Consider the following 21,676-nt stretch of genomic DNA (forward strand, 5'->3'; position numbering starts at 1 on the left):
CTTGCCGGTCCATCTTTGTTTCATCTCCCGAGGATTGAAAACCGTCTCGTCAGCCGGCCGCCCGCGCCACATCGCCTGTATGCAGCCTCGCGCGGATCCAGAACTCGACCATGGCCGCGAGCACGATGACGATGAAGCCCTGATGGAACAGGGCCAACGTGAAGGGCACATGGCCAAGCAAGGTCAAGATGCCGAGGGTCATCTGCACGAACAGCACGCCAACCACCGCCAGCGCCACCGGACGCAGGGCGCGGGCGCTCGCGTTGCGCCATACCCGGACAGCCATCCAGACGGCCGCCAGAACCAGCAGATAGGCGGTAAGGCGATGCTGGAACTGCACCGTCAACACGTTTTCGAAATGATTGAGCCACGCCGGCTGCATCAGCCACAGCCCATCCGGGATCCAGGCACCATCCATCAGCGGCCAGGTATTGAAGGTGAGGCCGGCATTGAGACCCGCGACCAGCCCGCCGAGGAAGATCTGCACGCCGAGCAGCGCCAGCAGCCCCCCCGCCGCGCCGCTGTAGCGGCCCCTCCCCCGGCGCGCCGGGCCGTCCAGTGGCGCCAGTGCCAGATGGCGAGCCAGCGCAAGCAGATAGGCAAGGATCAGGCAGGCAAGCGTCAGATGGGTTGCCAGTCGGTACTGGCTGACATCGACCCGGTCGACGAGACCGGAGGCCACCATCCACCAGCCGATCCCCCCTTGCATGCCGCCAAGCACGAAGCCTCCGATCAGCCAGGGGCGCAACCAGGGTTCCACCCGCCCGCGTGCCCAGAACCAGACCAGCGGCAGGAAGAAGGCCACGCCAATCACCCGGCCGAGCAAGCGGTGGCTCCATTCCCACCAGTAGATGAACTTGAACTCCGCCAGCGACATCCCCTTGTTGATGAGCTGGTATTCAGGGATCTGGCGGTATTTCTCCAGCTCCTCCTCCCACTCGGCAACGGAGAGCGGCGGAATCACCCCGTGGATCGGCTTCCATTCGGTGATCGACAGGCCGGATTCGGTCAGTCGGGTGGCGCCGCCGACCACGATCATGGCGAAGATCAGCAGGCAAACGCCATAGAGCCAGACCCGAATGGCCCGCCGGTCGCGCGCGCGCTGCTCTGCCGTGTGCTCGAAAGACACTGCCATATCCGTCATGTTTCCTCCGCCCTGACCCGTGCCTGAAGCTGGCTCGGAGCCTCCCCTCAAAGCCGGTTACAGACCGTGGCCGCGAATGACAAGGCTTGACGCGCCCGGAGAATGTGACACATGCAGCGGACAAGCGCGGTTTGCCGCGCGCCCTCTCCCGCTGATACGGACGACAACGCCCATGCCCTCTCGCCTGCGCAAGTTCATTGGAATGGTGATTCTGGTGACCTTCGTCATCGTCTACGCCTTCATCGCCATGGTGATTGGCGACATGACGCTGCAAAACGCCCATACAGCCGTGCAGATGCTTTATTTCGCCATCGCCGGTATCGCCTGGACCATTCCCGCCGGCGCGCTGATCTGGTGGATGGAGCGCCCCGCGACAATCAGCCGCAAGCAGGCTGAGGACTAAGCCGGCTGCGGATCCGCTTCATGGCGTTGAGCACCGGGAACGGCGCGCCGGTGAGATACTGGGCAATGATCGCCCGATCCTGGAAGTAGCCATTCAGCGACACGCGCGGCAGCTCCAACAGCGGCTCGCCGCCGGTCAGGACGCCCGGATGGGTGGTCACCGCTGCACGAAAGCCGAACTCGCGCACCGCCTCCGTCGACTGGTGGTTCACGGCAGCCTCGAAACCATAGGGATAGGCGAACATGGTGGGCCGAAGCCCCAGTTCCGCCTGGAACCGCTCAAGGCCCTGCCGGATTTCGGCGCGCATGTCGTCGCGAGTCAGGCGGGCCAGCGCGAAGTGATTGTGCGTATGCGCACCTAGGCTGAACAACGGATCGGCGCAGAGCCTGCGGATGTCATCCCAACCGAGGATGAGCTCCTCGGCCAACGCAGCAAGGTCCAGCCCATGGTGCTCGGCGAGCCGCCGGATCTCCATCCGCTGCGACCGTTCGCCAAGATCCAGCGAATACCACTTCAGCAGCCTGTCGAAGACCTGCCTCTTGCGTGCGGGGGTATTGGTCGGCAACCGCTGCATCCGTTCGCCGACCGGTGTTTCGATCGCCTCGGCCGAAGCAACGATCCGCTCCAGCGCTTCCCACCAGATTTCCGAGGTCCGATCCACGAAGCCGCTGGTGACGAAAATGGTGAAGGGCACCTGGTGTCGCTTCAGGACCGGATAGGCGATGTCGAGATTGTTGCGATAGCCATCATCGAAGGTCAGGGCGGCAAAGGGGCGCCCGCCGCTTTGCCCCATCCGGTCGACCGCCTCGTCCAGCGAGACGAAATCGAAGCCGGAACCACGCACCTGTTCGATGGTCTGCTCCAGAAAATCGGAGGTGACGGACAGGTGCCTGTTGGGGAGAAAGTCACCATGTGCTTTCCCTGTCCGCACGCTGTGCAGGGTGAAGATGAGGCCCTTGCCGGCTGTCAGCGGCGACAAGAGACGCCCGATGCCGCTCCAGTGAAGCAGTTTGCAGCCACTTCCAAGGATCTGCCGGCGCACGTCCATTCCAGCCCCTTCCCGAGCGTCCCGATAACACAGGCGCGAGCCTAGCGACGTTTTCTTTAGAACTCCTTGCTATTTGAAATTGCAATAACGCCTCACGGCGGCCATCCAATTGGACTGAGAACGAGAGAACGCACGGATGTCAGCAACCTCTGCGCCCCCCGCCTTCCGGCTCCCCGCACATACCTGGGAAGAGATGGATGCAGAAGCCATGAGGATCGATGCCATGCTGGAGTCCGGCGACTTCGCCATCCGCGCCGCCAATGATCCCGCTGAGGTCGAGGTGGAATGGCGCGCCCTTCAGGAAAACGCGTTCGGCACGCTTTTCACCAGCTACGACTGGCTGTCGTCCTGGCAACACCATGTCGGACGGGCGCGGGGCATCGAAGCGCTGATCGTCGTCGGGACGATCGAGGGTAAGCCGGCGTTCCTGCTGCCGCTGGGACTGATGCGCGCGGCCGGCGGCACCCTGACCATCGCCCGCTTTCTCGCCGACTTCCATGGCAATCAGAACAGTGGCCTGTGGCGCCGGGACATCCTTGCCGGCATTCACGGGCGCACCCTCCGGAAGGCCCTGATTTCCATCGGCCGGCGCCACGGCATTGACCTCTTCGATCTGAAATATGTCCCGGCGGAGATCAACGGACGTGTGCACCCCCTGGTTGATCAAGCGTCGATCGAAAGCCTCAACGCAATTCACGCCCTGCCACTGATCCCCGACTTCGATACGCTCTACAAGGCGCGGCGCAGTTCAAGCGCGCGCAAGAAGCTGCGGACCAAGGAAAAGAAACTCGGCGAGATCGGGCCGGTGCGCATCGAGCGTGCGCGGGACGCGGCAACTGCGCTTTCCTTCCTCGATACGCTGATCGCGCAGCGCGGCGCGCGGCAAGAAAGCAGCGGCATTCCCAATGTGTTCGAGCCGGAAGACGTTCGGGCGTTCTTGTCGGAGCAGCTCACAAAGGCTCTCGACGACGGATCGGACAGCTTCATGATCCACGCCCTGATCGTCGGCGACGCGGTCAAGGCGACCTATCTGTCCGGCCTCCAGTTCGACCGGTTCCACGCCTACACCAACAGCATCAGCGAGGACGTGGCCGCCTGCAGCCCTGGCGACATCCTGCTGAACCATGTGGTCGCCGAGGCATGCGCGCTCGGCGCCGCGACCTTTGACTTCGGTCTGGGCGCGGAGCGCTACAAGACCGCCTGGGCGGACAAGGAGGTCTTGATGGATATCGAGATCCCGGTCACGTTCAAGGGCCGCTGCGCCGAGATGAGCGTGCGTGCGCTGCGCAACAGCAAACGCTATATCCGCAACTCCCCGCGCCTGTGGGCCATCGTCCGCCGACTGCGCCGCCTCGGCCTGCCGCTCTGAGGCGGTGAGGCTGCCTCTGCGGGAGCCCTTCCAACAGCCTGATCGCCTCCTACTCACGCAACCGAGAGCCTGCCGTCTGTCAGGCCGCCATGTCGGAGCGTGGCCGCTTGCCGCCGTCGTCCCGGCTCACGGTTTCGATCGCCACCGGTGCGCCGGTGTGTTCTTCCAGCATCCGCAGCGCCTCTTCCAGCTCCGGGCCTGCCGGCGATCCGCCGGACGCCACCACCACCTGATCGGCCATGGCCAGGATCTGCGCGCTGATGAGGGAATCGTCGATCAACCCGAGATCGAAGAACACCTGGTCGTAGGTATGGTCGATGGCGGTCATCAGCGTTTCGAAACGGCCGCTCTGCGCCAGGTCATCGTCGATGAGCTGGCGGCCCGACTCGATCACATGCGCGCGCGAGGCCGTATCGCGATAGATCACCCCGGCGAACGAGGCGCTGCCATCCAGAAGCTCGGCAAACCCGGCCACGGCCTCCGGATCGGCGAGATCCGGGCGCACCTCCAGAAACAGTGGCAACACGCCCTGTTCGGCCGCCTCCCGCACCAGGCGGAACGCCACTTCCTGCGCCACTTCATCGTTGTCGACACTGAGAACGGCAATCCGGCGGGGCCGGTCCTGCGCAGGACGGGAAACCGGAGCATAGGCTGACGCCGCCGTTTCCGCGGCGCTCATCTTCGGTTCATCGCCCGCGGGCGCCTCTGCCTGGGCCGCTTCCGGCGCCTCGGTCGGCGCAGCCGCGCCCGCCTGAGCGGGGGTGACCGTCTGGGGCGCGCCAAAGCCATAGGAAAAGGCACCGCCACCCGCACGGGCATAGCTGGCCGCACCAAAAGCGCCCGCGCCAAATCCGGCGGTGGTCACTGGCGTCGGCATCGCCGGCGGCGCCGGGCTGTCGGAGGCTTCTCCGTCTGCCAGCGGCACGTACACAAAGACCCGGCCGGAAAGGAACTGCCCCAGCACGACCCAGGTAGCGCCGAGCACAAGCGTTGCCAGGGTTGCGATAATCGTGATCGGCAGGACCTTGGGCGAGAAAGGCTCCTGCGGAACCGTGGCCCGGGAGATGACACGGGCATCGGCGGCCAGCACCGTCGCATTGCGCCGGGTGTCCGCCTCGCGGTAGCGGATCATCAACTGATCGAGCTGCGCCGCCTTGACGCCGGCTTCCCGTTCCAGTTCGCGCAGGCGGATCTGATCCTCGTTCGACTTGGCCGCCCGCGCCTTCAACTCGTTCAAGGTTGCGCTCAGCGAAGCAACGCGATCCCGCGCCACCTTCGCGTCGTTCTCAAGACCGGCGATGACCTTGCCCGCTTCGCCGCGAATCTGCCGGTCGAAATCGGTGAGCTGCGAGCGCAGAGCCCGGATCTGCGGATGGTTCGGCAGCAAGGTGGTCGAGAGTTCGGCGATCCGCCCCTGCAACTCCACCTGGCGCTCACGCAGCCGCTGGATCAGCTGCGAGTTCAGCACCTCACTGGCGCTGTCCAGCGAACCACCCTGCTTCAGAAGGCGCCGGAGCTGATTGGCCCGGGCCTCGGCCTGGGACTGGGCGGCGCGTGCGTCGGAAAGCTCAGTGCTGATTTCACCGAGCTGCTGCTGATCCAGCGTCTGATTGTCCGCGCCAAGCAACAGGTCGGCCTGCGAGCGGAACGCCTCGACCTTCTCCTGCGCCGCCTTTACCTCCTGCTGCAGCCGCTCGATCTGCGGCTCCAGTGCCGTCGCGGCGAAGTCCGTCGTCTCGCGCTTCACTGTCGACTGCAGGTTGAGATACTCCTCGACCAGCGCATTGGCGACACCCGCGGCAAGTTCCGGATCCCGTGAGACGAAACGCACAGCGATGACCCGCGAACCATCTACCCGGTAGACTTCAAGGTTCTCATAAAACTTCTTCAGCACCCGCTCTTCCCGCGAGGTACGCCCCGGATCGCGCATCAACCCCAGGGAGATGAACATATCCGTCACCAGCCCCGAGGAGCCATTACCGCCGAACTCCGGAACCGCGGCAAGATCCATGCGCTTGGCCACACGGCGCGCCAGATCGCGGGACATCAGCAACTCGACCTGGCTGGCAACCCCCTCCCCGTCCAGCAGAGCCCGCTCTTCCTCCGCGCCGCGCGCGTCCCCCGGATAGACCGGGCCGGAGGTTTCAATCAGCACCTTGGCTTCGCCGCGATATTTGGGGGAAACGAATTGCAACCCGACAAGAGCAATCAGCGCAACCGCCGCGCACAGCGGCAGCAACCAGCGCAAGGCACCACGCAGGGCGCCAAGTATCGCGGACAGGTCGATCTCGACCCTTTCATCCGCGCCCGAGGGCTGGGGCTGATTCATGACTATTACTCCGCGAGATCCTGGAGCCCATTGTCGGGAATTATGGTAAGCGGACCGTTAACCGGCGGAAAGTCGGCGCTTTCTCATTGATGCCCAATTCATTTCCCGTTGATTCACTGCCCGTTAACCATGATGCGGAAAATACTGGCGCAGTTGCCCCAGGAGACAGGCATGATCACGCGCACCGCATTCGTCATGGCTCTGGCCTTGATGCTCGCCGCTTGCAGCGGCTACCGTCAACCGCCGACCGCGTTCCATGACATTCTTACCAAGCCCTACCGGCTCGATTCCTCGGACGTTCTGCGAGTGATCGTTTTCGGCCAGGCGGATCTCAACAACACCTACACCGTCGATCAGGCCGGCTACATCTCCATGCCGCTGATCGGCAGCGTTCCCGTGCGCGGCCTGACCCTTCGCGAGCTTGAGAAGACCGTTACAAAGCGCTTGAAAAACGGCTATTTGCGCGACCCGGACGTCTCCATCGAAGTCGCCACCTATCGCCCGGTCTTCGTCATGGGCGAGGTCACCAACGCCGGCCAGTATCCGTATGTGGCGGGCATGACCGCCCAGAATGCGATTGCTACCGCCGGCGGGTTCTCCCCCCGCGCCCTGCATGGCACCGTCGACATCACCCGTCAGATCAACGGCGAGGTCATCAGCGGCCGCGTGCCGATCACCGATCCGGTGCGCCCTGGCGACACCATCTACGTGCGCGAGCGGTTCTTCTAAGAAGGGCCGCAAGTCCCTGCATCGTCGGAATTAACCTGCGACTCACTCCTCCCTGCTAGGGTCGACCTCGTGCCAACCGGAAGCATAATCCGGACGTGCACCTTGCGTCGAACAAGGGAGTTTCCGATGACCGCCGCGCCCTTGCGCATCCTTCATATCGTTCGCGCCCCGATCGGCGGGATCTTTCGACATATTGCCGACCTTGCCCTTGCACAGACTCGTGCCGGGCATCAGGTCGGCGTGATTTGCGATTCCAGCACCGGCGGCCCATTCGAGGACGCGGCCATTGCACGGCTCGCTCCGCAACTTGCGCTTGGGCTGGCGCGCTTTCCGATGCGCCGGCAGGTCACCCCGGGCGACCTGCGCTCGGCCCTACGGCTCTACCGGCACATCCGCGACCTGTCCCCGGACGTCATTCACGGCCACGGCGCCAAGGGCGGTGTCTTCGCCCGGGCGATCGGCACCATCCTGCGCATGTCCGGAAAGAAGGTCACCCGCATCTATTGCCCTCATGGCGGCAGCCTGCACTACGATCCGGCCCGTCTTGAAGGAAAGGTCTACTTCGCCCTGGAGCGCCTCCAGCAGCGCTTCACCGACGGGCTCGTATTCGTCTCCGATTACGAATACGCCGCCTACGAAGCCAAGGTGATGACGCCGAAGGCCCCGGCCCGGGTCGTCTACAATGGCCTCTCGCCGGAAGAGTTTTCGAAGGTCAAACCGGACCCGGATGCCGCCGACTTTGTGTTCATCGGCATGCTGCGCGACCTCAAGGGACCGGATCTGTTCATCAAGGCGTTGCACCGCATGAAAAGCGAGCAGGGCCTCACGCCCCGCGCCCTGATCGTCGGCGAAGGCGACGACCACCCGCGCTACGAAAGAATGGTGAGAGACTACGGCCTGAGCGAAACCGTGCGGTTCACAGGTCCCCTCCCCGCGCGCGATGCCTTCCGCAAGGCACAATGCGTCGTGGTGCCCTCTCGCGCCGAGGCAATGCCCTACATCGTTCTGGAGACGGTGGCCGCCGAAGTGCCGCTGATTGCCAGCCGCGTTGGCGGCATCCCTGAGATTTTCGGCCGCTATGCCGACCGGCTGGTGACGCCGGGGGACGCAGGAGAGCTTGCCGGCGCCATGGCTGCGGCCTATGCCGACCCGGAAGGGATGCAGCGCCGTGCTGTCGGCCAGCGCCAATGCCTGTCGGAAACCTTCAATGTGGAGCTGATGAGCGATCGAATCACCTCGCTCTATGTCACCATTCGCGAGCCGAAGCCGCGTGGCGCAACCACGGGGACAGAAGCGCCCGCATTTCTTTCAACCGGTGCGCTTGCAGAATCCAAGGCGCAGGCAGTACGGCGCAAGCCAGAGTAACAGGGTGGGGCCCGCGCCATGACCAATGATCCAACCGTGCGTTTTCTCAAGGACATCCTGCCGCCTGAAAAGGACGATGCAGCCACCAGGCGCAAGCAGGAGAGCGGACAGGAGGCCCGGCATCCCGGCTCGAAACTGTCGCCGCAAGCGCTGGAAATCGCCGAGAGCCTGCAAGACTCCGTTATCTCGCCCTCGGTTCTCGGAGGGACCGTTCGTCTCCTCGACATGGCGATCGTCATTTTCGCCGGGTTGGCAACCTTCGCCTCCACCGGCCCTGGCGGCTATGCGCTCGAACATCTGCTGCTCGTGGGGGCGGCACTCATTCTCGCGGTGGCGTTCCTTCAGGCGGCCGACTGCTACCAGTTGCCCGTGATGCGGACGATGCTGTCACAAGGTGCGCGGATAACGATTGCCTGGACGCTCGTCTTCGGCGTGTTTCTGGTCGTCAAATCCTCCGGCGTCCTCCTGACCGGCACCAGCGAACTCTGGCTGACAACCTGGTACGCGCTCGGGCTTGCCGCAATGCTGGTCTTGCGCCTCACCCTGTCCATTCTCACCCGCCGTTGGACCCGCCAAGGTCGACTGGAACGGCGCGCGGTGATTGTCGGAGGCGGCACGGCGGCGGCCGACCTGATCCACGAAATCGAGATGCATCAGGACAACGACATCCGCATCTGCGGCATCTTCGACGACCGCAAGGGCGACCGCTCTCCGGATATCGTCGCCGGCTATCCGAAGCTCGGCACAGTGGCCGACCTGGTCGAATTCGCCCGGATCGCCCGGATCGACATGCTGATCGTGACGATCCCCTTGCGGGCGGAAAAGCGTCTTCTGGAGTTCCTCAAGACCCTGTGGGTCCTGCCGGTCGACATTCGCCTGTCCGCGCATATGGACAAGATGCGCTTCCGCGATCGCGCCTCCTCCTTCATCGGCACGGTTCCCTTTGTCGATGTGGTGCACAAGCCGATGGCCGACTGGGATTCCATCGCCAAGCGCGCGTTCGACCTGGTTTTCGCCTGCCTGATGATCGTGCTGCTCTCGCCGGTGATGATCGGCACGGCCATTGCCATCCGCATGGAGAGCAAGGGACCGGTTCTGTTCCGCCAGAAGCGCTACGGGTTCAACAATGAGGTGATCGAGGTCCTGAAGTTCCGCTCCATGTACCACGAGATGGCCGATCCGACCGCGAAGAAGGTGGTGACCCGGGACGACCCGCGCGTGACAAGGGTCGGCAAGTTCATCCGGCGCAGCTCGATCGATGAACTGCCACAGCTTTTCAACGTGCTGCGCGGCGATCTGTCCCTGGTCGGCCCGCGACCGCACGCGGTCAATGCCCATACCAATGACACCCTGTGGGACGATGTGGTGGACGGCTATTTTGCCCGCCACAAGGTCAAGCCGGGCGTCACCGGCTGGGCCCAGATCAACGGTTGGCGCGGCGAGGTCGATACGCCGGAAAAGATCCAGAAGCGGGTGGAGTTCGATGTCTACTACATCGAAAACTGGTCGATCCTGTTTGATCTCAAGATCCTCGTCAGCACGCCGTTCGCGCTGCTGAACACGGAGAACGCCTATTGAAGCGCACCCTGCCGGCCCCGCTCTGGCTTTGTCCGCCCCGGCCGCGCGCGGCCGGGAGCGGCTGGAGCGTGCCAGCGGAAACCATTGCGGCCGGCGCCCTCTGGTGCCTCGTGTTTCTGGGCGGCTTCGTCTTTCGGGAACCGGCGCCTTATGAACTGGCGATGCTGGTGGTGCTGGCCGGGTGGCTCATCGGCGGCGCCCGTTTTCCGGCGGCGGTCGGTCCTCTGCTCCTTATCATGGTGCTCTTCGTCACCGGCGGGCTGTTTTCCTCGCTGATGTCGGATGACTTCGGCGAGGCGGCCCTTTACATCACCGTCACCGCCTTTCTTGCCCTGACGGCGATCTTCTTTGCCTGCATTGTTGCGGTGCGCCCCGAGCGGCTCTCCATCATCGCCAATGCCTATATCGCCAGCGCGGTGATCGTCACCCTCACCGGCATCGCCGGCTATTTTCACCTCCTCCCGGGCGACAGTTTCACCCTCTACGGCCGTGCCAAGGGCACCTTTCAGGACCCCAATGTCTATGGGCCGTTTCTGGTGCTCCCCTGGGCTCTGCTGCTGCATCAGGTGCTGACCCGTCCGGTCACGCGTGCCCTGCCGCAGATCGCACTCCTGCTGTTCCTCACCATCGGCGTGTTCCTCAGCTTCTCGCGCGCGGCCTGGGGGCTTCTGGCCTTTGCCGGGATCGGCGTCTATCTCGCGGTTTTCATCACCATGCCGAAGGGCCCGGACCGGTTGCGGCTGATCGCCTATGCGATTGCCGGGCTTGGCGGGCTTGTGTTGCTGCTGGCCATTGCCCTGTCGATCGACAGCGTCGCCGACATGTTCCTGCAGCGCGCCAAGCTGGTCCAGGACTACGACACGGCCCGCCTCGGCCGTTTCGCCCGCTATTCGCTCGGCTTCCAGATGGTGCTGGACCACCCCTTCGGTCTCGGACCGCTGCAGTTCCGCAACTTCTTTCCCGAAGACGAGCACAACAGCTACCTCAAGGCCTTCACCACCTATGGCTGGCTTGGCGGGTTTGCCTATCTGCTGCTGGTGACCGTCACCGTGCGCCAGCTCTTTCCGCTCATGTTCCAGCCGCGCCCCTGGCAACCTTTTGTCCAATGCGTCTTCATGGTGTTGCTCGGGCACATGCTGATGTCGGCGATCATCGACACCGACCGGTGGCGCCATCTCTATCTGCTCTACGGTCTCGCCTGGGGGTTGATCGGCGCGGAACAGGCCTATCGGCGCGCCCGACAAGGGGCGCTGCAGCCACTGCGCTGTGCACAGTCGCTCACACCGCAACAGAACCGCTTGCGCCGCCCGGATCAAACGGCTAGGAAGAAGCCGTTCGCAGATGGACAAACGGGCAGTAGCGCAGCCTGGTAGCGCACTTCACTGGGGGTGAAGGGGTCGTCGGTTCAAATCCGGCCTGCCCGACCACGCTTTAAGTGGTCTTTTTTGACGGTCAGCCAGGCGATCATCCAGACAGCTTGCAACGCAGGCCAGAACTAAAGGGTACGAGGCGCTCCGCCTCCCCTCCTTGCGATCTGTTCACACCGACAATCCAGCAAGCTTTGGCGAACCTCAGGAGCACGCCCCTGTCGCGGTTTCTGCCGTCCCGCAGGCTCGGACACATGCGCCCCTGCGCTCGCCCGGCCACCATGGCCTTGCGACGACGCCAATTGGCGCACGCCGGAAGATCACAGTCTCGAAGGCGCGTTCGGTTTCAGGAGATACAGTGTTCAGCCGGGAGTGCCCTACCGGGCCTGATCGAGGATCCGCTTGCACTCAAGCAGCTCGAACAGGGTCGCCTGAAGCCGGCGCACGTCATCGCGCGACAAGGCTCCGCCGCCCGCAGCCTCGGCCTTGTCGCCGAGAAACCGCTCCATCAGGCGCAAGCCGGACCAGCCAGCGGTGCCGGGCTCGACACTCACCCCTTCGGGCAGAATGCCGCGCGGGATAGCTTCTTCTTCACCGGGTTCCGCCTCCGGCTCCGCGGGGGCCGCCGGCGGTGGCACTTCATCGGGCCAGGCTTCGGTGGGCTTGGCAGCGGGCTTCTTGCGCGTGCCGCGCGCCTTGGCGGCCGGACGCTCAGGCTCCGGCGCCACCTCGTTCGAGCCGGCCTCGGTCCGGCCGGCGGCAGCGGCAATCGCGGTCAGCGTCAGCGCATCCTCGCGCCAGATCTGCATGACGAAACGCGGCCCCTGTTCCTTGAGGATCCGTTGCACGCCCTTGATCGTGTAGCCTTCTTCGTAAAGCAGATGACGAATGCCGCGCAAAAGGTCGACATCGTCGGGCCGGTAGTAGCGCCGGCCACCGCCCCGCTTCAGCGGGCGGATTTGGGTGAAACGTGTCTCCCAGAACCGCAACACATGCTGCGGCAGGTCGAGGTCATCGGCGACCTCGCTGATGGTGCGAAACGCATCGGGACTTTTTTCCACGGACACCTGTTTGACACCTTACCGAGGCGGCAGCGTCATCAGTCGCCGCCGGCACTCCCAAGAATGGTTTCGTTGATCTTCTTTTTCAGCACGTTGGACGGCTTGAACACCATTACCCGACGCGGTGAAATCGGCACTTCTTCACCGGTTTTGGGGTTCCGTCCGATCCGCTCCCCCTTGGAGCGCACCACAAACGACCCGAAGGAAGAAAGCTTCACCGCCTCTCCCGTCACGAGGCAGTCCGCGATTTCGGAAAGCACCTTTTCGACCAGCTCGGATGACTCGGAGCGAGACAATCCGACCTTCTGATACACAGCCTCGCACAGATCCGCGCGTGTGATAGTCCTGCCGCCCATGGTCCCTCCTTGGCCAGAAACCGTGATCTGGCAGAAAATAGGGATACATTCTCAAGAGACGGTAGCCTATTGACTCCTGCCGGACGGGTCAACCGCGCAAGGCTGCCCGCGACAGAAAAAACACACCGCCATCAAATAGATGGCCGGTTACCAGCGCAGGATCGACGCTCCCCAGGTGAAACCGCCGCCCATGGCCTCCAGCATCACCAGATGACCAGGCTGGATCCGGCCATCGCGAACCGCCTGATCCAGCGCGAGCGGAATTGACGCTGCGGAGGTATTGCCCTGCTCTTCCAGCGTGATCACCAGCTTCTCCGGCGCAATGCCGAGCTTCTTGGCGCTGGCGTCGATGATCCGCCGGTTGGCCTGGTGCGGCACGAACCAGTCGAGATCCTCGGCGCTGGTCCCTGTCGCGGCAAAGGCATCCTCCACCACATCGGTGATCATCGACACCGCATGACGGAACACCTCACGCCCCTGCATGCGCAAATGGCCGACGGTCTGGGTCGAGGACGGGCCGCCATCGACGAACAGCTTTTCCTTGTGGCGCCCATCGGAGCGCAGGTGGCTGCTGAGGATCCCGCGATCGGCGTTGGTCCCTTCCGCCTCGACCGCTTCCAGCACCACCGCGCCGGCGCCATCGCCGAACAGAACGCAGGTGGTCCGGTCGTTCCAGTCGAGAATGCGGGAGAAGGTCTCCGCACCGATCACCAGCGCGCGCTTGGCAAGACCGCCGCGCAGATAGGCATCGGCCGTGGTCATCGCGTAGACGAAGCCGGAACAGACCGCATGCACATCGAAGGCAAAGCCGGTGGTCAGCCCCAATTCCGCCTGAACGGTAACCGCAGTCGCCGGGAAGGTGTTGTCCGGCGTGGCGGTGGCCAGGATGATCATGTCGATGCTGTCAGCGGACACGCCCGCCGCATCCAGCGCATTGCGCGCCGCAGCCAGCGCCAGATGGGAGGTCATCTCCCCTTCAGCTGCGATATGGCGCGCATGAATGCCCGTCCGCTGAACGATCCACTCATCCGAGGTGTCGACCATCTTGGCCAGATCTCTGTTGCTCAGCCGGCGCTCCGGCAGGTAGCTGCCGGTTCCCAAAACGACGGAACGTTTAACTGTCACTGATCACCTTCCGATCCATCCCGCGCCGCGAACCGGCCGCGATGATAATGAAGCAAATCCTGGGATATCTTGGGCATGAGATCGTTGCGGGCCATGTCATGGGCAAGCTCGACCGCGGCGGCGAAGCCTTCCGCGTCGGTGCCGCCATGGCTCTTGATGACAATGCCGTTCAGTCCGAGGAACACCCCGCCATTGACGTTGCGGGGGTCCATCTTCTGCCGCAGCCGGTCAAAGGCGTCCTTGGCCAGCAGATAGCCGAGACGAGCGCGCCAGGTCCGGCTCATGGCCGAGCGCAGGTAGCCGCCGATCTGCTTGGCCGTGCCTTCGGCCGTCTTCAGCGCGATATTTCCGGCAAACCCTTCGGTCACGACCACATCGACCGTGCCCTTGCCAAGGTCGTCGCCTTCCACGAATCCGTAGTAGGACAGGGAGTGCAGGTCCGCCTCGCGCAGCAGCTTGCCGGCGGTGCGCACCTCCTCAAGTCCCTTGACCTCTTCCACACCGATGTTCAGCAAGCCAACGGTCGGACGCTCGATGCCGAACAGCACCCGGGCCATGGCACCGCCGAGAAGCGCGAAATCGATCAGCTGCTGCGCATCGGCACCGATGGTCGCACCCACGTCGAGCACAATCGATTCGCCGCGCGCCGTCGGCCAGATCGCCGCGATGGCCGGCCGCTCGATATTCGCCATGGTCCGCAGGCAGAATTTCGACATGGCCATCAGCGCGCCGGTGTTGCCGGCGGAAACGGCGACATCCGCCTCCCCGCTCTTCACCGCCTCAATGGCCCGCCACATGCTTGACCGCCAGCGCCCCTGCCGAAGGGCCTGGCTCGGCTTGGCGTCCATCGCCACCGAGACATCGCAGTGGTGAAGGGTCGAGGCCTGCTTCAGCGCCGGATGGGCGTCAAGCAAGGGAGCGATGATCGCCTCATCGCCGTAAAGGTGGAAGGTGATGCCCGGGTGCCGCTCCAGCGCCAGCGCGGCGCCGGGCACAACAACCTCGGCACCGGCGTCTCCCCCCATGACATCGAGCGAAATGCGAATGGTCTGCGCCATGGTCCGTTTCTTCTAGGCCGTCGTCTTTCCGGTCGGTTGAAAGGCCCGCCAGTCAGCGGGCGCGCGCCACGGCAAGACCGCGCGTCGCATCCTCCGGAACACCCGCCCGGAGCATTTTCCCTGCGGTCTGCAGCGTCGGGGAACATACCTGTTTGCGACACGGAAACAACAGCTTTCTCCCTGTCCTGTCACAGGTGCAGGAAGCGCACCGCCCCGCGCCAGCGCGCACAATCGCATCAGGATTGTTTTTTCTTGAGGTCCGCCAACACCGCAAAGGGGGACGGTCGCGCCGGCGCTTCGCCCCCGTTTTCCGCCGTTTCACCAGCATCGGCGTAGGCTTCCGGCACCTGCGCCCCCTCGGCCCGAGGATAGGGATCCAGCGCCAGCGCGAACTGCTCGCACAGAACCGCGCCGAGATCGACTTCGTCGCCCTCAAGCGGATCGGGCGGATCCTCGCTCTGCACGTCAATGACGATCTCGCCGTCCTCGTCCACGTCTTCTACGGCAGCACCCGGCGCAAACCGGACCGTAAACCGCGCATCGAGCACCTGCTCCACCGGCTCCAGCGTGACCACGCAGGCCTGGGACACCCGTCCCTGAAGATGCCCCTCGACGGTGACGCCGTCCTTGCGCCAGGGCCGCAGCTCAAGATCGGCCTTCAGTTCCGGCAGGGAGAGAAGTCCGTAGGCTTCGATCATCGCTGCCCGTTCCGCGTCGGTGGGAACCAGCGCGATCTTCAGGGTGCGATCACCCAGCCGGCTGACATCCTGCGGACGGCGGACGGGGAATTCCTTGACTGTCATCATGTATCTTTCGCGATAAAGCCGGTTGCCTCCGGCCAGTTCAGACTGCCGGACATCACCTCCGGCAGCGGCTGTTCGCCGAGGGTTCCGCAGGCGGCCCGCACATAGTCGGCAAGCGCTGCGGCCGCCGGCAGATCCGATGCCTCGGCAAAGATGTTGCGATCCAGCGCCTCGACTAACATATGCCGGCTTTCCGACGCCAGCGCCTCACTATAGACCCCCGCCCGGCCATAAAAGGCCTCGGCCATCTTCTTGATCTTCTTCGGCACGGTCAGATCACCGACCCCCATCTCGCGCAGGGAGTGATCCATGTCCTGGAAGAACAGGTCGAACACCTCCTGACCAAAGGCCGATGCAGCATCCCCTTCGCCGCGCAAACGGTCGAACAGCAGAATCGCATGCAGCATGATCAACTCAAAACGCCCGTCGAGCGTGTCGGGGACGCGCAAGTCGGAATAGAAATGCGCCTGCCGCGCCTGCGCCACGATCGCGCTATACGTCGTGAAGACTTCCGGACGCTTGCGCCGGCGAAATAACCCGAACACCATGCTGTGCCTCGTTTGGACCACGGTTGCCAAGTGGCCTATCGCAGGTTAGGGACTTTGCCAAGGACTGGCGACCATTCCGGCTTGACCAATCCCAAGGTCATAGATCGGCTTCGGCTTGCAGAAAACAACAGGATCGTTTGCGATGAAGAGATGGCTGCGCGGCGCACTGATGGTGAGTGTCTTGAGTTTGCCGGTCGGCGGCTGCTTCACGACCACGCTCAATCACGGACATGTCATCTCCAGTGAGCGGGTCCGCGACATTCAGGTCGGCTCGAGTCGCGAACAGGTGGAACTCCTGCTCGGCTCTCCCTCCACCACCTCGCGCCTCAATGGCGATGCCTATTACTACATCTCGCAGACCCGCGAGACGACGGCCTTTCTCAAGCCCGAGCTGGTGGAACAGCGCGTGGTCGCCATCTATTTCGACGAAGACGGCTTCGTCCGCGACACCGGCTACTACAGCATGGAAGACGGCAAGGTCATCGATGTGCTCACCCGCAAGACCCGCACCGGCGGTTCGGATTACGGCTTCCTGACGCAGATCCTGCGCGGCGCGCAGAACCCGAGCCTGGGTCTCTGACACGCGGCCGCGGCCGGGGGTGCCCGGCAGCGACATGAAAACGCCCCGGCCGATTCTCTCGGCCGGGGCGTTTTCCGTTTGATGGCCGACGGTCCTGCCGGTCGGCGCTCTCAGCCTAGCCGTGCGCCAGCACGGCAAGCAGCAACAGGGCCATGATGTTGGTGATCTTGATCATCGGATTGACCGCCGGGCCGGCGGTGTCCTTGTAAGGATCGCCCACCGTGTCGCCGGTGACGGAGGCCTTGTGCGCCTCCGAGCCTTTTTCATGTGTCACCCCATCCTTGTCGGTGAACCCATCCTCAAAGGACTTCTTGGCATTGTCCCAGGCGCCGCCACCCGCGGTCATGGAAATGGCGACGAACAGACCCGTGACGATCACGCCGAGCAGCATCGCGCCGAGCGAGGCAAAGCCCTGCGACTTGCCGGCCACCGCAGTTATCACCCCAAAGACAACAAGCGGCGACAGCACCGGCATCAGGGAAGGAATGATCATCTCGCGGATCGCGGCCTTGGTCAGCATGTCCACTGCCCGGCCGTAGTCCGGCTTTTCCGTACCGGCCATGATGCCTGGCTTTTCCCGGAACTGGCGACGAACCTCCTCGACCACGGAGCCGGCCGCCCGGCCCACTGCGGTCATCGAGATACCGCCGAACAGATAGGGCAGCAGCCCGCCGAACAGGAGGCCGACGACCACGTAAGGATTGGACAGGGAGAAATCGACCGACACCCCCTCGAAGTAGGAGCCCGGCGCCGCATTGGCGGCGAAGAACTTCAGATCCTCCGTATAGGCGGCAAACAGCACCAGCGCGCCGAGCCCGGCGGAGCCGATGGCGTAGCCCTTGGTCACCGCCTTGGTGGTGTTGCCAACCGCGTCGAGCGCGTCGGTGGTGACCCGCACTTCCTTCGGCAATCCGGCCATCTCGGCAATGCCGCCGGCGTTGTCGGTCACCGGACCGAAGGCATCGAGCGCCACCACCATGCCGGCCAGCGCCAGCATCGTCGTCACCGCAATGGCGATACCGAACAGGCCAGCCAGATTGAAGGCGGCGAGAATGCCGGCAATGATCACCAGTGCCGGCAGGGCCGTGGCTTCCAGTGAAATCGCAAGCCCCTGAATGACGTTGGTGCCATGACCGGTCACCGAGGCCTGAGCGATCGCCCGGACCGGGCGATAGTCGGTCCCGGTGTAATACTCGGTCACCCAGATGATCAGCCCGGTCACCACAAGGCCGATGAGACCGCAGTAAAACAGATTGCGGCCAATGAAGGTAACGCCGCCGGAGGTGGTGTAGCTGGTATCGAAACCGATCCAGAAGAAGGTGATGGCGAAGAGCCCAACCGCGGAGAACAGCGCCGTGGCAACGAACCCCTTGTAAAGCGCCCCCATGATGGAGTTGCTGGTGCCGAGCTTGACGAAGAACGTGCCGATGATCGAGGTCACCACGCAGGCACCGCCGATCAGCAGCGGCAGCATCATCAGCTCCAGCGCTGCCGCACCGGTGAAGAAGATCGACGCGAGCACCATGGTCGCGACCACGGTTACCGCATAGGTCTCGAACAGGTCCGCCGCCATGCCCGCGCAGTCGCCGACATTGTCGCCCACATTGTCGGCGATGGTCGCCGGGTTGCGCGGATCATCCTCCGGAATGCCCGCTTCAACCTTGCCGACGAGGTCCCCGCCCACATCGGCGCCCTTGGTGAAGATGCCGCCGCCAAGGCGGGCGAAGATGGAGATCAGCGAGGCGCCGAAGCCAAGCGCCACCAGCGCGTCGATCACCGTGCGGCTTTGCGCTTCAAATCCAAGTCCGTAGGTCAGCAGCGTGAAGTAGACGGAGACCCCCAGAAGGGCCAGACCGGCCACCAGAAGCCCCGTGACCGCGCCGGCGCGAAAGGCGATTTCGAGCCCAGCCGCGAGCGAATTGCTGGCTGCCTGGGCGGTGCGCACATTGGCCCGAACCGAGACCAGCATGCCGATATACCCGGCCGCTGCCGACAGCACCGCGCCGATGGCGAAACCGATGGCCACAAGCAAACCGAGCAACCACACCACCAGCGCGAAGATCACGACCCCGACCACGGCAATGGTCGTGTACTGACGGTTGAGATAGGCCTGCGCGCCCTCCTGGATCGCACCGGCGATTTCCTGCATGCGTGCATTGCCGGCGTCCGCCGCCATGACGGATCCGACAGCCCAGATGCCATAGGCGACAGACAAAAGCCCACACACAATCACAATAGAAAGTTCGAGCATTGCACCCCCCCTGAAGGACACGACTCGGCCGCGCGTTTGCTTTTCTTCGGCCTGCCGCCAATGACGGTAGCTGTCCTGAGCCTTTCGTCAAGAAAGACTTTGAACCTCACGGGAGGGAAAAACGCCTTTGTTTTACGTCAATTCGCGCTGACGCTCGCTGATCACGAGCCAGCCAAGCAACACCAGGCTGAGCAGCGTGAAGGGGAATACCAGCCAGTTGACGGTCGCCCATCCGAACGCATCCAGCAGTGCCCCGGAGGAAAATGACGCTGCGGCAACAAAGCCGAACACGATAAAGTCGTTGACCGCCTGCACCTGGTTACGTTCCGCCGGACGATAGACTCCGGTCAGCATGGCGGTCGCGCCGATGAAGCCGAAGTTCCAGCCCAACCCGAGCAGTACCAGCGCAACCCAGAAGTGCGCAACCTCGACACCCGAAATGGCGACGACAGCACAGCCAGCGAGCAAAGCGAGGCCGACGGCGACGATCCGCTCGCGGCCGAAACGGGCGATCAGGTGCCCGGTGAAGAAGCTCGGCGCGAACATGGCCAGCACATGCCACTGGATCGCCAGGGCCGCATCGGTGCGGCTGTGGCCGCACCCGATCATGGCCAGCGGTGTGGCGGTCATCACGAGGTTCATCAGCGCGTAGGACGTCACGGCACAGGCCGCCGCGACAATGAACCGTTGCTGCGCGAGGATCTGCAACAGCGGGCGGCGCTCGCCGCGCGCCTCGCCTGTGTGCTTCGGCCTCGGGATCTGCAGGAACGGGAGAAACGCCAGCGAGATCAGCGACAGTACGGCCTGCCCCACATAGGTGCCGGCGAACATGACCGGCGAGAACAGATCCGCGGTCCAGATCACCGTCTGTGGTCCGACGATGCCAGCCAGCATACCGCCTGCCAGAACGAAGGAAATCGCCTTCGGCTTGTAGCCATCGCTGGCGGTATCGGCTGCGGCGAACCTGTATTGCTGCACGAAGGCACCGACAACCCCGCTGGCAGCCACCGCCAGACAGAACAAGGCGAAGTTGCTCGCAAAGATCGCATAGGCGGAGGTCACTCCGGACCCGACACCAAGCAGCGACGCGCCCACGAACCCCGCGCGCCGGCCAAACCGGTGCATAATGGCCCCGGCCGGCAAGGTTCCGAAGGCGGTGCCCAGCACGAAGAACGAGACCGGCAGCGTCGCCAGGGATTTGTCCGCTCCCAGCAACCCCGCGCCAACCAGCGAGGCGGTTGCGATCACGATCGAGGCTGAGGCCCCGCCAAGCGCCTGCGCGCAGGCGAGCAGGATCGCGTTGCGCCGCGCGAGGCGGTCGTCAATGAAATCGTCAGCGGGAATCGCGGTCATGGGAAACGTCCGATGGTTGTGAGCGGTGGACCATAGGCCGACACGCGGCGACGGGCAATCTGCAGCCCGCACGCGCCCCTCACGATCAGACGGGAAAGTTCATCGGAAACGGAAGGCAACCAGGGCACTGCCGCAGGTCACCCGCGGCAATGCCTTTGTGAAAGCGCTCGGCAATCGCGAAGGCTCAGGTCGTGGGCGCGGAACCGCCGAACTCTCCAGCCCGGTGCTCCCGGGCGATCCGGTCGAGTACACCGTTGACGAGGCGGGTTTCATCCCCCTCGTAAAAGGCCTTGGCCACATCGATATATTCGGTGATCACCACCCGCGCCGGCACGTCCTTGCGGCGCAGCAGCTCAAACGCGGCCGATCGCAGGATCGCCCGCAAGGTGGTGTCGATCCGCTTCAAGGGCCAGTCGGCGACCAACGCCTTGTGAATCAGCGGATCGAGAAGGCGCTGTTCGGCGACCACGCCCTTGACCAGATCGCGGAACCAGGTGGCATCCGCCTCGCGGTACTGCTCGCCATCCAGCTCCCCACCGAGACGAAAGGCTTCGAACTCGGCCAGAACGTCGGTCAGCGTCGCACCGCCCACGTCCATCTGGTAGAGCGCCTGCACGGCCGACAGGCGCGCGGCACCACGCTTGTTGGCCGGACGCGTTTCGCCAGGTGTGTGTGAAGTAGACTTGTCGGACATTGTTCTTCAGACTCCGAGCTGATCCCGGATTGCGATCATGTCGAGAGCCGCCCGCGCGGCCACACCGCCCTTGTTCTTCTGGGCCACGTCGGCGCGCGCCCAGGCCTGGGCGCGATTCTCGACGGTCAGGATGCCATTGCCGAGCGGCAGGGCCGCATCCACCACCAGCTCCATCACCGCCCGCGCGGATTCGTTGGCCACGATATCGTAGTGCGAGGTTTCGCCGCGAATCACGCAGCCAAGCAACACGAACCCGTCATATTCGGTGCCGCCGTTTTCCATGGCGGCCAGCGCCATGGCCAGGGCCGCCGGAATTTCGAGAACTCCGGGCACGGAGATCCGGGTCACCTTCGCGCCGGCGGCATCCAGCACCTCGGTCGCGCCGGCCAGCAGGGCATCGGCGATATCATCGTAGAACCGGGCGTCGATGATCAGGATGGTGGGAGCCGTCATGTCGCAAATCCACTTCTTCGGGCAGGCGCCGCTTCCACAGGGGTGGCAAGGGCGCGGGAATC

20 protein-coding genes and 1 tRNA gene are annotated in these 21,676 nt (G+C 64.1%); 8 read left to right on the forward strand and 13 right to left on the reverse strand.

Features of this window, described 5'->3' with window-relative positions; genetic code table 11:
- Positions 1 to 49 precede the first annotated feature (49 nt).
- Positions 50 to 1,135, reverse strand: coding sequence for a COX15/CtaA family protein (locus tag LC062_RS02475; RefSeq protein ID WP_224909784.1), 1,086 nt, complete (start codon positions 1,133 to 1,135; stop codon positions 50 to 52).
- 181 nt (positions 1,136 to 1,316) lie between these two features.
- Here LC062_RS02475 and LC062_RS02480 point away from each other — a divergent pair, with 181 nt between their 5' ends.
- Positions 1,317 to 1,547 (forward strand): DUF2842 domain-containing protein, encoded by a 231-nt coding sequence (locus LC062_RS02480; RefSeq protein ID WP_224909431.1) that lies wholly within the window; start codon positions 1,317 to 1,319, stop codon positions 1,545 to 1,547.
- On the opposite strand, the gene LC062_RS02485 is transcribed toward LC062_RS02480, so the two are convergent.
- Positions 1,522 to 2,595 carry a polysaccharide deacetylase family protein gene (locus LC062_RS02485; RefSeq protein ID WP_224909432.1) on the reverse strand — a complete coding sequence of 358 codons (1,074 nt, stop codon included), beginning with the start codon at positions 2,593 to 2,595 and terminating at the stop codon, positions 1,522 to 1,524. The two genes, LC062_RS02480 and LC062_RS02485, sit on opposite strands and share 26 nt — an antisense overlap.
- Positions 2,596 to 2,803: 208 nt before the next feature.
- On the opposite strand from LC062_RS02485, the gene LC062_RS02490 reads away from it, so the two are divergent.
- Complete coding sequence (locus LC062_RS02490) at positions 2,804 to 3,964, forward strand: GNAT family N-acetyltransferase (RefSeq protein ID WP_224909433.1); 1,161 nt, start codon at positions 2,804 to 2,806, stop codon at positions 3,962 to 3,964.
- A 79-nt stretch (positions 3,965 to 4,043) separates the two neighbouring features.
- Here the strand turns inward: LC062_RS02490 and LC062_RS02495 are convergent, their stop codons facing one another.
- Positions 4,044 to 6,293, reverse strand: coding sequence for an exopolysaccharide transport family protein (locus LC062_RS02495; protein WP_224909434.1), 2,250 nt, complete (start codon positions 6,291 to 6,293; stop codon positions 4,044 to 4,046).
- 171 nt (positions 6,294 to 6,464) lie between these two features.
- Between LC062_RS02495 and LC062_RS02500 the strand changes: the two genes are divergently transcribed.
- The 5 genes from LC062_RS02500 to LC062_RS02520 all read left to right on the forward strand — a co-directional run bounded on the left by LC062_RS02500 (position 6,465) and on the right by LC062_RS02520 (position 11,392).
- Positions 6,465 to 7,022: a polysaccharide biosynthesis/export family protein gene (locus LC062_RS02500; protein WP_181758417.1), complete on the forward strand. Its 558-nt coding sequence runs from the start codon at positions 6,465 to 6,467 to the stop codon at positions 7,020 to 7,022.
- Positions 7,023 to 7,148: 126 nt separating this feature from the next.
- Positions 7,149 to 8,387 (forward strand): glycosyltransferase, encoded by a 1,239-nt coding sequence (locus LC062_RS02505; RefSeq protein ID WP_224909435.1) that lies wholly within the window; start codon positions 7,149 to 7,151, stop codon positions 8,385 to 8,387.
- A gap of 18 nt (positions 8,388 to 8,405) precedes the next feature.
- The gene (locus tag LC062_RS02510) at positions 8,406 to 9,965 is read left to right on the forward strand and encodes an undecaprenyl-phosphate glucose phosphotransferase (RefSeq protein WP_224909436.1); all 1,560 of its coding nucleotides are present in this window, start codon (positions 8,406 to 8,408) and stop codon (positions 9,963 to 9,965) included.
- A 68-nt stretch (positions 9,966 to 10,033) separates the two neighbouring features.
- Positions 10,034 to 11,338, forward strand: coding sequence for an O-antigen ligase family protein (locus tag LC062_RS02515; protein ID WP_224909437.1), 1,305 nt, complete (start codon positions 10,034 to 10,036; stop codon positions 11,336 to 11,338).
- Positions 11,316 to 11,392 (forward strand) — tRNA-Pro (locus LC062_RS02520). Before LC062_RS02515 ends, LC062_RS02520 begins: the two co-directional genes overlap by 23 nt.
- 317 nt (positions 11,393 to 11,709) lie before the next feature.
- Here the strand turns inward: LC062_RS02520 and LC062_RS02525 are convergent.
- The 6 genes from LC062_RS02525 to LC062_RS02550 all read right to left on the reverse strand — a co-directional run bounded on the left by LC062_RS02525 (position 11,710) and on the right by LC062_RS02550 (position 16,283).
- Entirely contained in the window at positions 11,710 to 12,393 is a 684-nt protein-coding gene (locus LC062_RS02525) for a MerR family transcriptional regulator (protein ID WP_224909785.1), read from the reverse strand.
- Between the two features lie 38 nt (positions 12,394 to 12,431).
- Positions 12,432 to 12,749 carry an integration host factor subunit alpha gene (locus tag LC062_RS02530; RefSeq protein WP_224909438.1) on the reverse strand — a complete coding sequence of 106 codons (318 nt, stop codon included), beginning with the start codon at positions 12,747 to 12,749 and terminating at the stop codon, positions 12,432 to 12,434.
- Between the two features lie 147 nt (positions 12,750 to 12,896).
- A complete protein-coding gene (locus LC062_RS02535; RefSeq protein ID WP_224909439.1) occupies positions 12,897 to 13,874 on the reverse strand; it encodes a beta-ketoacyl-ACP synthase III in 978 nt (325 codons plus the stop codon).
- On the reverse strand, positions 13,871 to 14,932 hold the full coding sequence (plsX, locus tag LC062_RS02540; RefSeq protein ID WP_224909440.1) for a phosphate acyltransferase PlsX: 1,062 nt from the start codon (positions 14,930 to 14,932) through the stop codon (positions 13,871 to 13,873). The genes LC062_RS02535 and plsX overlap by 4 nt, the downstream gene beginning before the upstream one ends.
- Positions 14,933 to 15,168: 236 nt before the next feature.
- Positions 15,169 to 15,738 (reverse strand): YceD family protein, encoded by a 570-nt coding sequence (locus tag LC062_RS02545; RefSeq protein ID WP_224909441.1) that lies wholly within the window; start codon positions 15,736 to 15,738, stop codon positions 15,169 to 15,171.
- On the reverse strand, positions 15,735 to 16,283 hold the full coding sequence (locus LC062_RS02550) for a ubiquinol-cytochrome C chaperone family protein (RefSeq protein ID WP_224909442.1): 549 nt from the start codon (positions 16,281 to 16,283) through the stop codon (positions 15,735 to 15,737). The genes LC062_RS02545 and LC062_RS02550 overlap by 4 nt, the downstream gene beginning before the upstream one ends.
- A 142-nt stretch (positions 16,284 to 16,425) precedes the next feature.
- Here LC062_RS02550 and LC062_RS02555 point away from each other — a divergent pair, with 142 nt between their 5' ends.
- Positions 16,426 to 16,863, forward strand: coding sequence for an outer membrane protein assembly factor BamE (locus LC062_RS02555; protein WP_181758410.1), 438 nt, complete (start codon positions 16,426 to 16,428; stop codon positions 16,861 to 16,863).
- 115 nt (positions 16,864 to 16,978) lie between these two features.
- Here LC062_RS02555 and LC062_RS02560 read toward each other — a convergent pair whose 3' ends face one another.
- The 4 genes from LC062_RS02560 to ribH form a co-directional block, all read right to left on the reverse strand.
- A complete protein-coding gene (locus LC062_RS02560) occupies positions 16,979 to 19,114 on the reverse strand; it encodes a sodium-translocating pyrophosphatase (RefSeq protein WP_224909443.1) in 2,136 nt (711 codons plus the stop codon).
- 132 nt (positions 19,115 to 19,246) lie between these two features.
- Positions 19,247 to 20,467 (reverse strand): MFS transporter, encoded by a 1,221-nt coding sequence (locus tag LC062_RS02565; RefSeq protein WP_224909444.1) that lies wholly within the window; start codon positions 20,465 to 20,467, stop codon positions 19,247 to 19,249.
- Positions 20,468 to 20,651: 184 nt separating this feature from the next.
- Positions 20,652 to 21,161, reverse strand: a complete 510-nt coding sequence (gene nusB, locus LC062_RS02570; RefSeq protein ID WP_224909445.1) for a transcription antitermination factor NusB — start codon at positions 21,159 to 21,161, stop codon at positions 20,652 to 20,654.
- Between the two features lie 6 nt (positions 21,162 to 21,167).
- Positions 21,168 to 21,614, reverse strand: coding sequence for a 6,7-dimethyl-8-ribityllumazine synthase (ribH, locus tag LC062_RS02575; protein ID WP_224909446.1), 447 nt, complete (start codon positions 21,612 to 21,614; stop codon positions 21,168 to 21,170).
- Positions 21,615 to 21,676: the final 62 nt, after the last annotated feature.

It is taken from the genome of Stappia indica (assembly GCF_020177335.1).
GTDB lineage: Bacteria > Pseudomonadota > Alphaproteobacteria > Rhizobiales > Stappiaceae > Stappia > Stappia indica_B.